The sequence below is a fragment of the Kitasatospora sp. NPDC048722 genome (assembly GCF_040650235.1).
Lineage (GTDB): Bacteria > Actinomycetota > Actinomycetes > Streptomycetales > Streptomycetaceae > Kitasatospora.
The window spans coordinates 1-14,854 of sequence record NZ_JBEZGX010000023.1 but is presented as its reverse complement, the minus strand read 5'-3'; the positions used below and the strand labels follow the sequence as shown (position 1 = coordinate 14,854).

Below are 14,854 nucleotides of genomic sequence, written 5' to 3'. Positions count from 1 at the left end.
GCCCCCTTGGGGGATCACACGAGACGATCATGCGGGGCCGGCCGCCGCGGGTCAGTGCGGACCGGGCAGCCGGACCTCGATCCGGCAGCCGCGCGGCGACTCCGCGACCGCGATCCGCCCGCCGTGCAGGTCCACCGCCCAGCGGGCGATGGCCAGGCCGAGGCCGGTGCCGCCGTCGGAGCCCGGCCCCTGGGCGGTGGCCGTGCCGCTGCGGCTGAACCGCTCGAACACCCGGTTGCGGTCGGCCGGCGGGATGCCGGGCCCTTCGTCCTCGACCTCCAGCACCAGGCCGCCGGGCTCGCCGTCGGGCCGCGCGCGCACCGTCACGGTGCCACCGGGCGGGGAGTGCTTGCAGGCGTTGTCGACCAGGTTGGCGACCACCTGGTGGAGGCGTTCCGGGTCCGCGACGCCGGTCAGGCCGGCCGGGCTGACCTCCAGCGCGAGCCGGACGTCCCCGCGCCGGGAGAAGGCTCCGCCCGCCGTCGCGCCGTCCACGGTGACGCCGCGCAGCACGCCGTCGAGGAACTCGCGCACCTCGAAGGGGCGGGCGTCGAGGTCGACCACGCCGTCGTCGATCTTGGAGAGGTCGAGCAGGTGGGTGACCAGGCGGCCGAGCCGCTCGGTCTGCTCCAGGGCCGCTTCGAGGGTCGCCGGATTGGGCTGCACCACGCCGTCGACCACGTTCTCCAGCACGGCGCGCAGCGCCGCGATGGGCGTGCGCAGCTCGTGCGAGACGTTGGCGACCAGTTCGCGCCGGTGGCGGTCCGCGGCCTCCAGGTCGGCGGCCATCTGGTTGAAGGTGGCGGCCAGTTCGCCGATCTCGTCGCGCGAGCTCACCTCGACCCGGCGGCTGTAGTCGCCGGAGGCCATCGCGCGGGCGGCCGCGGTCATCTCGCGCAGCGGGGCGGTGAGCCCGTGCGCGAGGAACTGCATGAAGAGCAGCGACGCGATCATCGAGAAGATCATGATGATGCGGATCTGCGTCTCGGACTTCATCGCCACGACGACCATGCCGCTGGCGAGGAAGACGGAGACGATCACGAGCAGCGCGAGCTTGCCCTTGATCGACCGGACGGGGTCGAGCGGCCGGATGTCGGCCCAGACCCGGCGGGCGGCGCGGGCGGCGAGGGTCTGCGACCGGGTGCCGGCGGCGTCGCCGTTGCGTTGCTGTGGAAAGGTCATTGGTCCCTGTGGTCCCCCGCATGGGTACGGCGGTTCGGGACACGGGCCCCCCGGAGGCCCGATGCCCGAGGCGCCGCTAGGAGAGCGGGGCCTCCAGCGCGTAGCCGACACCGTGGACGGTGCGGATCCAGCTGGCGCCGATCTTCCGGCGCAGCGCCTTGACGTGGCTGTCGACGGTGCGGGTGCCGGACGCGTCGGTCCAGTCCCACACCTCGGCCAGCAGCTGCTCGCGGGTGAGCACGGCACGCGGCTGGGCGGCCAGGCAGGCGAGCAGGTCGAACTCGGTCGGCGTCAGGTGGACGTCGCCCGAGGCGAGCCGAACCCGGCGCTGCACGTGGTCGATCTCCAGCTCGCCGAAGCGCAGCGAACCGAGCGCGGGCGTGCGGGCGGCCTGCTGGGCGCGCTCGACGCGGCGCAGCAGCACGTTGACCCGGGCGGCCAGTTCGCGCATGGAGAAGGGCTTGGTCATGTAGTCGTCGGCACCGACGCCGAGGCCGACCAGCAGGTCCGTCTCGTCGTCGCGCGCGGTCAGCATCAGCACCGGCACCGGTCGCTGGGCCTGGATCCGGCGGCACACTTCGAGGCCGTCGAATCCGGGCAGCATGATGTCGAGGACGACCAGGTCAGGCTGCCAGGTGTGGAAGCCGTCGACCGCGCCGGGGCCGTCGTGGGCCACGGCGACCTTGAAGCCCTCCGCGCCCAGCCGGGCCGCGATCGACTCCGCGATCGTGGGCTCGTCCTCCACCACCAGCACTCTGCGCTGGCTGCTCACCGTGCCGCCGCTGTTGCTGTTGTCCTGCTGAATTTCTGTCACGGTCACGCCACCGCCCCCAGGGCTGCGGGCCGGCCACCTGTGGGGATGGCGGGGCTCCGCTTCGTAGTCTTGTTCCGTCGTGGACTGTGTGCCGGGTCCGCCGTCCCGTCGCGTGCGCGGATCGGAGGGCGGAGGTCGGCCACCCGCTTCTCCCGCGCACTTCGCAGCGTACGGACAGCGGGTGCCTCCCGGCAGGTGGACCGGACGTTTCCGGCCCGTTGGGCCGGTTCCGGCCCGCTCTCGGACCCACTCACGAGTGGGCACGGGCCGATACCTTACCCGGCGTTTTTTCACTGCGTAACGGTACGTATGCAGTCGAGTTGACGCCAAGTCGCCGGTCAGGGCCGTTACTGACGGGTCAAACGGAAGTAGGTCTGGACCAATGCCGGAATCCGACCGGTCGACCGGTTCACCGGTCTTCACGGGCTTTTCCCAGCTGGTTCTCAGAACCTCGACGTAACGTGATCACGACAACGCCCCGCGGGAGGGATTGCGGGCGCGCGCCGGTACGTTGGTTCCCCGGGCGGGAGCCGGGGACCGGTTGCTGCGGGCGTGGAGCGGAGGCGGCATGGCTGGACTGCGGCGCGGCGGCGGACCGGTGGGACCGCGCCCGGGGCCGTGCCCGCCGTGGGCCGGACCGCCGTACGGGATGCTGCGGCTCGGGCTGCGCACCGGGGTGGCCGAGTGGCTGCTGGCCCGGGTGCCGACGCCCCGGCGCAACCCTTTCGCCCTCGGATATCTCGCCGTGGTGGGCGCCACCACGACCTTTGCCAAACTCGCCGATCCGGATCTCGTCCTGCGGCTGCAGGAGGCCTCCAGTTCGGACGGTCACAATCTTTTGCACCACCCATTGCGGGCGCTGCTGCTCAGTGGTTTCTGGGTGGCGGGCTCGGTGTGGATGCCGTACCTCTGGGGATTCGCCTTCACCGTCGCGCCGCTGGAGCGCCGGGTCGGCTCCCGGCGGGCGGCGGCGGTCTTCGCGATCGGGCACGTGACGGCCACGCTGCTGTCCCAGGCGGTGGTGATCACCGCCGTGGAGACCGGGCGACTTGAGTCCGCGGCGATGGACTACCTGGACATCGGGGTCAGCTACGGCGTGCTGGTCAGTCTCGGCGCGCTCGCCGGGCTGCTCTCCTGGCGCGGGCGGCTGCCGGCGCTGGGCGGCGCGGCGGCGCTGATCGCCGAGCAGATCGTCACCGAGAACGACCTGGTCACCGCGGTGGGCCACCCGGCGGCGGTGCTGACCGGCGTGGCACTGTGGCGCTGGCTGCGCCACGGCCCCCGGCGCGGGGCGCGCCCGCTGCGCGCGGAGGCTCCGGAGGCCGGTCCCGGGCCGGCCGCGGCCGCCGGCGGTGCCCCGGTCTTGGACGTCCGTTAACTCGTTCGGGGGTTTTTGACGACCTTCCCGCCGCCCCCGGCTGCGCTCCTCTTCCGTTCGCTCACGGCGAACAAAGGTCGGGGAACATCCGGCGCCTCCGAAGACTTAGTCAGGTCGACTCAAGTTCGCTGACTGGGGAGAGATCATGGCATCGACGTCCGCACCGCTCACCCTGCCCGTGCTGCCGCTCGACGACGAGGTCGTCCTGCCGGGCATGGTCGTCCCGCTGGACCTGAAGGACACGGAGGTGCGCGCCGCGGTGGAGGCCGCCCGCGCGGCGGCCGGCGGCGCCGACAAGCCTCAGGTCCTCCTGGTCCCCCGGGTGGACGGCTCGTACGCGGCGGTCGGCACGCTGGCCGCGGTCGAGCAGGTCGGCCGGCTGGCCGACGGCGACCCGGCGGCGCTGGTGCGCGCCGTGCGGCGGGTCCGGATCGGGGCCGGCACCACGGGCCCCGGAGCCGCCCTCTGGGTCGAGACCACGCCGTTCCGGGAGTCCTCGGTCGGCATGCCGGTGGCCGGCCGGGCCGCCGAGCTGGTCAAGGAGTACAAGGCGCTGTCCACCCAGTGGCTGCGCAGGCGCGGCGCCTGGCAGATCGTCGACCGGGTGGACCGGATCGAGGGCGTCGGCGAGCTCGCCGACAACATCGGCTACGCGCCCTTCGCCACCGCCGAGCAGAAGCTCAAGGTGCTGCTGGAGGCCGACCAGGTCGCCCGCCTGGAGTACGCGCTGACGCTGCTGCGCGACCACCTCGCCGAGGAGGAGGTCAACGACTCGATCCGCAAGGACGTCGAGGAGGGCGTGGCCAAGCAGCAGAAGGAGTTCCTGCTCCGCCGCCAGCTGGAGGCCGTCCGCAAGGAGCTGGCCGAGCTCAACGGCGACCCGGCCGGAGAGGAGGACGACTACCGCGCCCGCGTCGAGGCGGCCGACCTGCCCGAGAAGGTCCGCGAGGCCGCTCTCAAGGAGGTCGACAAGCTGGAGCGCGCGTCCGAACAGTCCCCCGAGGGCTCGTGGATCCGCACCTGGCTGGACACCGTCCTGGAGCTGCCGTGGAACGAGCGCACCGAGGACGCGTACGACATCACCGGCGCCCGCGCGGTGCTGGACGCCGACCACGCCGGCCTCGGCGACGTGAAGGAGCGCATCGTCGAGTACCTCGCCGTGCGCAAGCGCCGCGCCGAGCAGGGGCTCGGGCTGGTCGGCGGCCGCCGAGGGGGAGCGGTGCTGGCCCTGGTCGGGCCGCCCGGGGTCGGCAAGACCTCGCTCGGCGAGTCGGTGGCCCGCGCGATGGGCCGCAGGTTCGTCCGGGTCGCGCTCGGCGGCGTCCGGGACGAGGCCGAGATCCGCGGTCACCGGCGCACCTACGTCGGCGCGCTGCCCGGCCGCCTGGTGCGGGCGATCAAGGAAGCCGGCTCGATGAACCCGGTCGTCCTGCTCGACGAGATCGACAAGGTCGGCTCCGACTACCGGGGGGACCCGGCCGCCGCGCTGCTGGAGGTGCTGGACCCGGCGCAGAACCACACCTTCCGGGACCACTACCTGGAGGTCGAGCTCGACCTCTCCGACGTCGTCTTCCTCGCCACCGCCAACGTGCTGGAGGCCATCCCCGAGCCGCTGCTCGACCGGATGGAGCTCGTCCGGCTCGACGGCTACACCGAGGACGAGAAGGTCGTCATCGCCCGCGACCACCTGCTCCCGCGCCAGCTGGAGCGGGCCGGGCTCGGCGGCGGGCAGGTCGGCGTCGAGGAGCCGGCGCTGCGCAGGCTCGCCGGGGAGTACACCCGGGAGGCCGGCGTGCGGAACCTGGAGCGTTCGATCGCCCGGGTGCTGCGCAAGGTCGCGGCGCAGGCCGAGCTCGGCGAGCGGGAGCTGCCCGCCGTGATCGGCGCGGACGACCTGCGCGCGCTGATCGGCCGCCCGCACCACGTGCCGGAGGCCGCCCAGGAGCCGGCCGAGCGGCGCACCGCCGTCCCCGGCGTGGCCACCGGCCTCGCGGTCACCGGCGCCGGTGGCGACGTCCTCTACATCGAGGCCTCGCTCGCCGACGCCGAGACGGGCGGCACCGGGCTGACCCTGACCGGGCAGCTGGGCGACGTGATGAAGGAGTCCGCGCACATCGCGCTCTCCTTCCTGCGCTCGCGCGGCGCCGAGCTGGAGCTGCCGGTCACCTCGCTGCGCGACCGCGGCGTGCACCTGCACGTCCCGGCCGGGGCCGTCCCCAAGGACGGGCCGAGCGCCGGCATCACCATGACCACCGCGCTCGCCTCGCTGCTCTCCGGCCGCAAGGTGCGCACGGACGTGGCGATGACGGGCGAGGTGTCGCTGACCGGACGGGTGCTGCCGATCGGCGGGGTGAAGCAGAAGCTGCTCGCCGCCGACCGGGCCGGGGTCACCACGGTGATCATCCCCAAGCGCAACGAGGCCGATCTGGACGACGTCCCGGCCGAGGTGCTGGAGCGGCTCACCGTGCACCCGGTGGCGGACGTCCGCGAGGTGCTCAAGCTGGCCCTGGAGCCGGCCGAGGTGCTCGTCGCCGCTGCCTGACGCGGGATCAGGGCCCGGCCGGAGCGGCACCGCCGCTCCGGCCGGGCCCTGCCCGCAGAGTGGTCTGCCGGGGGACGGCCACCGGCGTCCTGAGGATTTCCGCCGAGTGACGCCGGGGGACGGCGGACCGCGTGCGAAACTGCGAGGATGCCGTCCCCCACTCAGCGCGTCCTGGCCCGGGTGCCGGCGAGGCTGCGTCCCGTCCTGGTGCGCCACCGCAGGCTGGTGAAGTTCCTGCTGGTCGGCGGCGGCTGCTTCGCGCTCACCACGGTGATCAACTTCGAGCTGAAGTTCACCGTCCTGGAGCACAAGCCGGTGGTCGCGCTGACCATCGCGACCGTGATCGCCACCGTCGTCTCCTACGTACTGAACCGCCGCTGGGCCTTCCGGGCCCAGGGGCGGCGGCGCGAGGCGGTGCTGTTCTTCCTGGTCAGCGCGGTGGCGATCGCCGTCAACGACGTGCCGCTGGCGGTCTCGCGGTACGTCCTGGACCTGCGTGAGCCCTACGTGGGCGCGTTCACCCAGGAGGTCGCGGACTTCCTCAGCGGCATGATCGTCGGAACCTTCGTGGCGATGCTCTTCCGCTTCTGGGCGATGCAGCGCTGGGTGTTCACCCACCTCGCCGAGCCCGTCGCCACCGGGACGCAGCCGCCCCTCGAACCCGGTTACGCTGCACACGAGACGTCCCGGGAGGTGCCCGGGGCTCGGTGAGGCCGGGTGACCGCCAGGGAGCGGGGTGGGTGCATGCGTGAGCCGGACGGCGTCCGGAGCGGACCCGCCAGCCAGCAGGGCATGCGCCGGGCCAACCTGGCCTTGGTGCTCGGCGTGATCGCGCGGGCCCCGCGCTCCCGCGCCGAGGTCGCCGCGGAGACCGGACTCACCCGGGCGGCGGTCTCCTCGCTCGCCGAGGAGCTGATCGCCGGCGGCCTGGTCGTCGAGGAGGGCCCGGCCGCGCCGAGCGGCAAGGTCGGCCGCCCCGGCACCGCGCTCGGCCTCAACCCGCACGGGCCCGGCGGCCTCGGCGCCGAGATCGGTGTCGAGCACCTCGGCGCCTGCGTCGTCGACCTGCGCGGCGAGGTCGTCTCCTGGCGCCGTCAGGAGATCCGCAACCGGGGCCGCACGCCCGCCGCCGTCATGGCCGACCTCGCCGAACTGCTGCGCCGCGCCGTCGCCGAGGCGGGCCTGCGCCCGGCCGCGCTCGCGCTCGCCGTGCCCGGACTGGTCGGCACCGCCGGCGGGGTGCTCCAGCGGGCCGCCAACCTCGGCTGGCGGGAGGTGCCGCTCGCCGCCGAGCTGCGCCTGGCCCTGCGCGCGGCCGGCTCGGAGGACCTGGCGGAGCTCGCGATCGACGTGGACAACGAGGCCAATCTGGGCGGGCTCGCCGAACTCTGGCTGGGCGGCGGCCCGGACCACTTCCTGCACGTCTCGGCCGAGGCCGGCGTCGGCGCGGCGATCGTGATCGGCGGTCGGCTGCTGCGCGGCGCACACGGCTACGCGGGCGAGCTCGGCCACGTGCCGGTCCGCCCGGACGGGCCGCGCTGCGCGTGCGGCGCGCACGGCTGCCTGGAGCAGTACGCGGGGGAGACGGCGGTGCTGCGCGCGGCCGGGCTGGAGGGCATCCGCGGCGACTGGGTGGCCCTGCTCGCCGAGCGCGCCGAGGCCGGGGACGAGGAGGTGCGCGACGCGCTGGCCGGGGCGGGGGCGGCGCTCGGCATCGCGGCCTCCGGCGCGGTCAACCTGCTGGACCCGGCCGAGGTGGTGCTGGGCGGCGGCTACGCCCAGCTGGCGCCCTGGCTCCTGCCGTCGATGCGGGCCGAGATGGGCGCCCGGGTGACCGTCCGCCCCTGGTCGGACGACCGGCTCACGGTCTCCCGGCTCGGGCGGCGCGGGCCGCTGCTGGGTGCCGCCGTCGGGGTGGTGCGCGCCGTCGTGGCCGACCCCGGCCGGCTGGCGGGCGCCTGAGACGGCCGTGCCCCCCGGCCGCTGGGGCCGGGGGGCACGGGATCCCTCCGCAAGGAGGTCGGCCACGCGGGGGTTCAGGCCTCCTGGACCAGCTCCCGGCCGCCCGAGCGCGGACCGCGCACGACGGCGAGCAGGGCGACCGCCACGCCGAGGACCGCCCACACGACGAGCACCAGGAGCGGCATCGCCATGTTGGTCGAGTCGAAGTAGGCGATCGACTTGGTCGCGGCGGTGCCGGCGCCGTTCGGGATCCACGAGCCGATCGCGCGCCAGAACGGCGGCATCATCGGTGCCGGGTAGACCCCGCCCGCGCTCGGGTTGCCGAGCACGACGAAGATCAGCACCGCGATGCCGATGCCGATGATGTCGAACAGGCACTGCAGCGCCATGGTGAACGCGCCGACCGTGAACACCACCAGGGCGCCCACCGCCGACAGGCTCAGGATCGAGCCCGGCAGGGCGTCCAGGACCGGACCGGCGATCAGCGTGCCGAAGACGCCGGCCGCGATCGAGTACAGCGCCAGCGCACCGAGCCGGATCAGCAGGCGGTGGACGTTGGCCGGCTTGGAGCCGGCGCTGATGCCGAGGATCGAGGCGACCAGGTAGCCGCCGACGCACCAGCCGATGACCAGGTAGAAGGCGGAGAGGCCGTTGGTGTCGCCCTTGGCCAGCGGGACGACGTCCTCGACCTTGACGGTGCGGCCCTGGCTCTTCTCCAGCGCGGTCGTGATGCTCTCGGCGGCCTTGGCGGCCGAGGTGCCGCGGGCGCCGCCGGTCAGCAGGGTGTCCTCGGTGCCGGCCGGGTTGAAGACCAGCGCGGCGTAGATCTTCTGGTCCTTGATCTGCTGGGTGGCCGTCCCGGCGTCCGGCGACGTGACCGGCTTCACGGCGTCGTTCGGCACCGACTCCAGCGCGCCGACCAGCTTGGGCGCGACCTGCGGCGGGGCGACCACCGCGATCGACAGGTTGTGCGGGGTCGGCTTGTGCAGCGCCCCGACGTACGACGTGATGAAGCCGAGTTGGAGCAGCAGCACGGCGATCACCATCAGCGCTGCGCGCGGGGTGACCGCTCCCTTCAGTTCGGCGACGAAACCCTGCCCCGGGGCGGCCATCCACATCTCCTTGGTATCGGGGGAAACCTGGGGTTTCGGGGGGAAACCCACGTTTCGAGCGAAAACAGATACTACGAGAACAGATACTTCATACCATGAAGTAGTTGGCTTGTCGCACCGCACGCGCCGCGTTCCGGCCACGGCCGCTGCGGGATACTGGCGCGGTGAGTGCGGAGAGTGGCGAGCGGGTGCCGGGCGGGCGAACACTGGACGAGGACGCGCTGCTGGCGGTGGACCGCGAGGTCGCGCTGATGTTCCGGCGCGGTCGGGCGAGGGTCGCCGAGCTGTCCCGCCGGGTGCACCCGGAGCTGGAGGGCATGGCGTACAGCATGCTCGGCTACATCGAGCAGGCCGGGCGGGTGCGGGTGACCGACGTCGGCGTGTACTTCGCGGTCGGCAAGGCCACCGTGAGCCGGCAGATCAGGGCGCTGGAGGAGCTGGGCCTGGTCGCCCGGGTGGCGGACCCGCTGGACCGGCGGGCCGCGTTCGTCTCGCTGACCGAGGACGGGAGGCGGCGCTACCTCGCGGCCAGGGACGTCCGGATGCGGCGGGTCCGCGAGGTGATGGGCGGCTGGTCCCAGGGGGACGTGGTCCGCTTCGCCGAGCTGCTGCACCGTTTCAACGACGTGTTCGGCGAGCCCGCCGGGGAGTGACCGCAGGGGGTCGCGCGGGTGGGGCCGGTCTTTACTTTGCCTTGAAGAAAGTTGCCCTAAGCAACCATTTGCTCGTATGGTTGCCTAAGTCAACGATTTCTAAGGACCGGGATGACCGTGACCACCGAGGCCGCGACCGGCGCAGCCGCCGCCGTCGACGACCGACCCATGACCCACCGACAGGTGATGGAGGCGCTGTCCGGCCTGCTGCTCGGCCTCTTCGTGGCCGTGCTCTCGTCGACCGTCGTCTCCAACGCCCTGCCGCACATCCTCACCGACCTCCACGGCGGCCAGTCCGCCTACACCTGGGTGATCACCGCCGCGCTGCTCACCCTCACCGCCTCCACCCCGATCTGGGGCAAGCTCTCCGACCTCGCCAGCAAGAAGGTGCTGCTGCAGATCGCCCTGCTGATCTACATCGCCACCTCCGCCCTGGCCGGCCTCTCCCAGAACACCGGCGAACTCATCGCCTGCCGCGCCCTCCAGGGCATCGGCGCGGGCGGTGTCGTCGCACTCGGTCAGATCTGCCTGGCCGCGATGGTCCCGCCGCGCGAGCGCGGCCGCTACAGCGGCTACTTCGGCGCGGTGTTCGCCCTCGCCACCATCGGCGGCCCGCTCATCGGCGGCGTCATCGTCGACACCTCGTGGCTCGGCTGGCGCTGGTGCTTCTACGTCGGCATCCCGTTCGCGATCGCCGCGATCCTGGTGGTCCAGCGCACCCTCAAGCTGCCGGTGGTCAAGCGCAAGCCGAAGATCGACTACCTCGGCGCGCTGACCATCACCGGCGCCGTCAGCCTGCTGATGGTCTGGATCACCCTGGCCGGCAAGAACTACGCGTGGCTGTCCTGGCAGACCGCGGCCATGGTCGGCGGCGGCCTGCTGCTGGGCGCGCTCGCCGTCGTCATCGAGCGCCGCGCCGCCGAGCCGATCATCCCGCCGGACCTCTTCCGCTACCGCACCGTCACCCTGGCCGCGCTCGCGAGCGTGCTGGTCGGTGTCGGGATGTACGGCGCGACCACCTTCCTCAGCCAGTACTTCCAACTGGCCCGCGCCAAGTCCCCGACGATGGCCGGCCTGATGACCCTGCCGATGATCCTCGGCCTGGCGCTCTCCTCGACCGTCGCCGGCCGGCTGATCACCAAGTACGGCCGCTGGAAGGCCTACCTGGTCTCCGGCACGGCGCTGCTCGCGATCGGCTTCGGCCTGCTCGGCACCATGCGGACCGACACCAGCTACGGGCTGCTCTCCGTCTACATGGCGATCACCGGCATCGGGCTCGGCCTCACCATGCAGAACCTGGTGCTCGCGGTGCAGAACACGGTGCCCCGCAACGAGCTCGGCGCGGCCAGCTCGGTCGTCACGTTCTTCCGCACCATGGGCGGCGCGATGGGCGTCTCCGCGCTCGGCGCGCTGATGAACAACAAGGTCGGCCACTACCTCGCCGAGAACCTGGCCGCCGCGCACATCCCGGCCGGGCACGCGGCCTCCGGCGGCGGCATCCCGGACCTGCACAAGCTGCCGGCCCCGATCCTGCCGCTGGTGACGGACGCCTTCGGGCACGGCGTCGGCACGGTGTTCCTGTGGGCCGCGCCGTTCGCGCTGGCCTCCTTCGTCACGGTGCTCTTCATCCGGGAGACGGCGCTGCGGACCACGCAGCAGAACTGACGCGTCCGGTACGCGGGCACGGAAACGGGCCGGGAAGTGGGGATCCACTTCCCGGCCCGTTCGCGTGTGCGCGGTCGTGCCTACGGTGCGGCGATCAGCACCAGGCCGTAGGCGACGGCCGCGGCGCAGACGGCGAAGCAGGCGTACGCGCCGGCCAGCACCAGCCGGCCGCCGCCGGCCTGGGCGGTGCCGTCCTCGCGGGCGGTCAGCGCGGCCTCGCGGCGGGACAGGGCCAGGATGCCGAGCGCGAAGACGGTGACCACGGCGACGGTGACGCCGAAGCTGACTCCGGCGGTCTGGGCCAGGGCGTTCCACTTGATGTGCATGGTGTGTGCTCCTCAGCCGGCGGCGCTCAGGCCGCGACCGTGGTCGAGGCGGTGGTGGGGGCGGCGTTCGCCGGGGCGACCGGGGTGACGTCGACCGCGGTGACGTCGACCGGGATGGCGTCGACCGCGGTGACGTCCTCGACCGAGCCGACCTCGTTGACGTTGTCCGCGCTGACCGGCTGGCGGCGGGAGATCAGCCACATGCCGCCCGCGCCGGCGACCAGCGCGGCGCCGACCAGCACCACGCCCCAGGTGCCCTGGCGGACCACCAGGGCCGCACCACCGGCGACCAGGCCGGCGGCCGGCAGGGTCAGGCCCCAGGTGTAGACCATGCGGCGGACCATGCTCCAGCGCAGCTCCGGCTTCGGGCCGCCGAGGCCGGCGCCCATGATGCCGCCGGTGCAGACCTGGGTGGTGGAGAGGCCGAAGCCCATGTGCGACGAGGTGAGGATGACGGTCGCGACCGACGACTCGGAGGCGAAGCCCTGCCGCGGCTGGATGTCCGCCAGGCCCTTGCCCATCGAGCGGATGATCCGCCAGCCGCCCATGTAGGTGCCGAGCGCGATCGCGGCGCCCGCCGAGACGATCACCCAGGTGGGGGGCAGCGCGCCCTTCGGCAGGGCGCCGACCGAGACCAGGGTCAGGGTGATGATGCCCATCGTCTTCTGGGCGTCGTTGGTGCCGTGCGCGAGCGAGATCAGCGAGGAGGAGAAGATCTGGCCGGTCCGGAAGCCCTTGTTCGTGGTGGCCTCGTTGCCGCGGCGGGTGATCAGGTACGCCAGCTTGGTGGCGCCGAAGGAGGCCAGGCCCGCGACGAACGGGGAGGCGACCGCCGGGATGAGGATCTTGGTGATCACGGTGTCGAAGTTGACGCCGTTCATGCCGACGCCGACGATCGTGGCGCCGATCAGGCCGCCGTACAGGGCGTGCGAGGAGCTGGACGGCAGGCCGCGCAGCCAGGTCAGCAGGTTCCACAGGATCGCGCCGACCAGGGCGGCGAAGATGATCTCGGGGTGGATGCCGGTCTTCTCGTTGACGATGCCGCCGGAGATGGTGGTGGCGACCTTCACGGACAGGAACGCGCCCGCGAAGTTGAGGACGGCCGCGATGGTGACCGCGACCTTCGGCCGGAGGGCTCCCGTCGCGATCGCGGTGGCGGACGCGTTCGCGGTGTCGTGGAACCCGTTGGTGAAGTCGAAGGCGAGCGCCGTGATGATCACAACGGCCACCAGGAACGAGATGTGTTCCATACCCAAACAATCGTCGTAGTTGTCGCACGGACGTTGGTGTCGCTCGCGACCGTAGGCAGGTTCGGTGAACGGAAGGTGAACTGAGCCGGGAATTGTGGTTCCGCTGGTGTCCCGGCGATGGCCAGGAGCTTTCGCAGGAGTGACATCGGCCGTGCTGAGCTGGACCTTAGCGAAGAACGCCCCGGTTCGCTCCGGTTTGCTGAGACCTGTCTCACAGGTGAACGGGGTCGTGAAGCGAGAATTCACCTTCCGGTCCTGGCGCGCCCTGTTTCCGGCGGGTAACCCGTGGGAGGATCGCCGGGATCCGGGGAACCCGGGGACGGGCAGGGCGGGGAGGAAGACCCATGGGCGGGGAATCGCGGCGCGGCGAGACGGTGGGCGTACGACCCTGGGTGCGGGCCGCCCTGCGGTGCGGAGCCGTGCTGGCCGCCGCGGCGCTGGCGCTCCCGTTGGCCGCCGGGGCCGCGTACGCCGCACCCGACCCCGGCACGCCCGGCGTGACGGCTCCCACGGCCGCCCCGGGGGACGACCCGCTCGCTGCTGCCAAGGCCACCCTCGGACCGCTGCTCGACCAGCTGCACGCGCTCTACCAGGGCGCAGAGGCCGCCACCGAGCAGTACAACGGCGCGGTCGCCAAGGTCACCGAGCAGCAGGCCGCCCTCACAGACCTGCAGAACCGGCTCGAACGCCAGCAGAAGCAGGTCGACGCCGGCACCGACATCGCCGCGCAGCTCGCCGCCGCCCAGTACCGCAACGGCGCCACCTCCGCCTACGCCGAACTCCTGCTCTCCAAGGACCCGTACGAGGCCGTCACCATCGCCGAGCTGCTCGCCACCGCCAGCCGCTCGCAGTCCGAGTTCCTCGACCGGCTCAAGGCCGACCGCAACGAACTCGCCGGGCTGACCACTCAGACCGCGGACGCCCTCAAGACCTCCCAGGCGCTCGTCGCGCAGCAGGAGGCGGCGAAGGCCAAGGTCGCCACCGACCTCGCCGCCGTCGAGCAGCTGGTCTCCTCGCTCACCGGCGCCCAGCGCACCGAACTGGAGAAGCTGGAGAAGGCCAAGGCCGACGAGGCCCAGCTGGCCTTCCTCGCCAGCGGCGCCCTCGGCCAGGGCGAGCGCACGCCCTCGCTGGCCGGGCGCGCGGCGGTCGCCTTCGCACTGGCCCAGCTCAACAAGCCCTACCTGTGGGGCGGCGTCGGCCCGGACTCGTACGACTGCTCGGGGCTCACCTCGCAGGCCTGGCTGCACGCGGGCAAGCCGATCCCGCGCACCAGCCAGGAGCAGTGGGCCGAGCTCCCGCACGTCGCACTGAACCAGATCAGGCCCGGCGACCTCATCGTGTACTTCCAGGGCGCCACCCACGTCGCGATGTACATCGGCGGCGGGCTGATCGTGCAGGCCCCCCGGCCGGGCGCGGTGATCAAGGTCTCGCCGATCGGTTCGATGCCGATCCTCGGGGCCGTCCGCCCCGACCCGTCCGGCGCGGCCGACGACGCCGGCGGTGCCTGGAAGGTGCCCGCCCTCCCGGCCGGCTGGGACGCCGTCACGCCGATCGCCCCGACCCCGGCCGAGCAGCGGCCGCCGGTGCCGACCCCGGCCCCGGGCACGCCGGCGCCGAACCCGGGGACCCCGTCCACCACGCCCGGCACGCCGTCGACCAATCCGGGGACGCCGTCCGGGACCGGGACGCCGTCGGGTACGGGGTCGCCGTCGGGTACGGGAACGCCGACGCCGGGCGGTACGGGGACTCCGACGCCCACCGGCACCGGCACCGGCACCGCGACGCCGACCCCGTCGGGCACGGGGACTCCGACGCCCACCGGTACCGGGACGCCGACGCCGAGCGGCACGGGCACGCCGGCCGCCTCGACGCCGGGCAGTGCCACCGCGACAGTGCCGCTGATCGGTGGCCTGCTGCCCTGACCCCGTGCGGTGCGAGGAGGCCGCCCCGCGTCACCGGACGCGGGG

12 protein-coding genes are annotated in these 14,854 nt (G+C 73.1%); 7 read left to right on the top strand and 5 right to left on the bottom strand.

The window, feature by feature from the left end:
* Positions 1–51: 51 nt before the first annotated feature.
* Both AB0C76_RS18640 and AB0C76_RS18635 read right to left on the bottom strand, forming a co-directional pair.
* Positions 52–1,182 (bottom strand): HAMP domain-containing sensor histidine kinase, encoded by a 1,131-nt coding sequence (locus tag AB0C76_RS18640; protein WP_359966081.1) that lies wholly within the window; start codon positions 1,180–1,182, stop codon positions 52–54.
* Between the two features lie 76 nt (positions 1,183–1,258).
* Positions 1,259–1,996 carry a response regulator transcription factor gene (locus AB0C76_RS18635; RefSeq protein WP_326846781.1) on the bottom strand — a complete coding sequence of 246 codons (738 nt, stop codon included), beginning with the start codon at positions 1,994–1,996 and terminating at the stop codon, positions 1,259–1,261.
* Positions 1,997–2,564: 568 nt separating this feature from the next.
* Here AB0C76_RS18635 and AB0C76_RS18630 point away from each other — a divergent pair.
* The 4 genes from AB0C76_RS18630 (at position 2,565) to AB0C76_RS18615 (ending at position 7,878) form a co-directional block, all read left to right on the top strand.
* Entirely contained in the window at positions 2,565–3,374 is an 810-nt protein-coding gene (locus tag AB0C76_RS18630) for a rhomboid-like protein (RefSeq protein WP_359966078.1), read from the top strand.
* A gap of 145 nt (positions 3,375–3,519) precedes the next feature.
* Positions 3,520–5,916, top strand: a complete 2,397-nt coding sequence (lon, locus tag AB0C76_RS18625) for an endopeptidase La (RefSeq protein ID WP_359966075.1) — start codon at positions 3,520–3,522, stop codon at positions 5,914–5,916.
* A gap of 147 nt (positions 5,917–6,063) precedes the next feature.
* Positions 6,064–6,627 (top strand): GtrA family protein, encoded by a 564-nt coding sequence (locus AB0C76_RS18620; protein WP_359966072.1) that lies wholly within the window; start codon positions 6,064–6,066, stop codon positions 6,625–6,627.
* Positions 6,628–6,660: 33 nt separating this feature from the next.
* Positions 6,661–7,878 (top strand): ROK family transcriptional regulator, encoded by a 1,218-nt coding sequence (locus AB0C76_RS18615; protein ID WP_359966069.1) that lies wholly within the window; start codon positions 6,661–6,663, stop codon positions 7,876–7,878.
* Between the two features lie 74 nt (positions 7,879–7,952).
* Here AB0C76_RS18615 and AB0C76_RS18610 read toward each other — a convergent pair whose 3' ends face one another.
* Positions 7,953–8,990 carry an ABC transporter permease gene (locus AB0C76_RS18610; RefSeq protein WP_359966066.1) on the bottom strand — a complete coding sequence of 346 codons (1,038 nt, stop codon included), beginning with the start codon at positions 8,988–8,990 and terminating at the stop codon, positions 7,953–7,955.
* A 164-nt stretch (positions 8,991–9,154) separates the two neighbouring features.
* Here AB0C76_RS18610 and AB0C76_RS18605 point away from each other — a divergent pair, with 164 nt between their 5' ends.
* On the top strand, positions 9,155–9,643 hold the full coding sequence (locus AB0C76_RS18605; RefSeq protein WP_359966064.1) for a MarR family transcriptional regulator: 489 nt from the start codon (positions 9,155–9,157) through the stop codon (positions 9,641–9,643).
* Positions 9,644–9,754: 111 nt separating this feature from the next.
* Positions 9,755–11,308: an MDR family MFS transporter gene (locus AB0C76_RS18600; protein ID WP_359966061.1), complete on the top strand. Its 1,554-nt coding sequence runs from the start codon at positions 9,755–9,757 to the stop codon at positions 11,306–11,308.
* A gap of 80 nt (positions 11,309–11,388) precedes the next feature.
* Here AB0C76_RS18600 and AB0C76_RS18595 read toward each other — a convergent pair whose 3' ends face one another.
* Both AB0C76_RS18595 and AB0C76_RS18590 read right to left on the bottom strand, forming a co-directional pair.
* Complete coding sequence (locus AB0C76_RS18595) at positions 11,389–11,634, bottom strand: hypothetical protein (protein ID WP_359966058.1); 246 nt, start codon at positions 11,632–11,634, stop codon at positions 11,389–11,391.
* Positions 11,635–11,660: 26 nt separating this feature from the next.
* A complete protein-coding gene (locus AB0C76_RS18590) occupies positions 11,661–12,884 on the bottom strand; it encodes an inorganic phosphate transporter (protein WP_359966056.1) in 1,224 nt (407 codons plus the stop codon).
* Positions 12,885–13,228: 344 nt separating this feature from the next.
* Here AB0C76_RS18590 and AB0C76_RS18585 point away from each other — a divergent pair, with 344 nt between their 5' ends.
* Positions 13,229–14,809, top strand: a complete 1,581-nt coding sequence (locus AB0C76_RS18585) for an NlpC/P60 family protein (RefSeq protein WP_359966053.1) — start codon at positions 13,229–13,231, stop codon at positions 14,807–14,809.
* Positions 14,810–14,854: the final 45 nt, after the last annotated feature.

Excerpts from the sequence above, each read along its gene's own strand:
- AB0C76_RS18640 (WP_359966081.1), bottom strand. The coding sequence starts at position 1,182 with ATGACCTTTCCACAGCAACGCAACGGCGACGCCGCCGGCACCCGGTCG.
- AB0C76_RS18630 (WP_359966078.1), top strand. The coding sequence starts at position 2,565 with ATGGCTGGACTGCGGCGCGGCGGCGGACCGGTGGGACCGCGCCCGGGG.
- lon (WP_359966075.1), top strand. The coding sequence starts at position 3,520 with ATGGCATCGACGTCCGCACCGCTCACCCTGCCCGTGCTGCCGCTCGAC.
- AB0C76_RS18620 (WP_359966072.1), top strand. The coding sequence starts at position 6,064 with ATGCCGTCCCCCACTCAGCGCGTCCTGGCCCGGGTGCCGGCGAGGCTG.
- AB0C76_RS18615 (WP_359966069.1), top strand. The coding sequence starts at position 6,661 with ATGCGTGAGCCGGACGGCGTCCGGAGCGGACCCGCCAGCCAGCAGGGC.
- AB0C76_RS18610 (WP_359966066.1), bottom strand. The coding sequence starts at position 8,990 with ATGGCCGCCCCGGGGCAGGGTTTCGTCGCCGAACTGAAGGGAGCGGTC.
- AB0C76_RS18600 (WP_359966061.1), top strand. The coding sequence starts at position 9,755 with ATGACCGTGACCACCGAGGCCGCGACCGGCGCAGCCGCCGCCGTCGAC.
- AB0C76_RS18595 (WP_359966058.1), bottom strand. The coding sequence starts at position 11,634 with ATGCACATCAAGTGGAACGCCCTGGCCCAGACCGCCGGAGTCAGCTTC.
- AB0C76_RS18590 (WP_359966056.1), bottom strand. The coding sequence starts at position 12,884 with ATGGAACACATCTCGTTCCTGGTGGCCGTTGTGATCATCACGGCGCTC.
- AB0C76_RS18585 (WP_359966053.1), top strand. The coding sequence starts at position 13,229 with ATGGGCGGGGAATCGCGGCGCGGCGAGACGGTGGGCGTACGACCCTGG.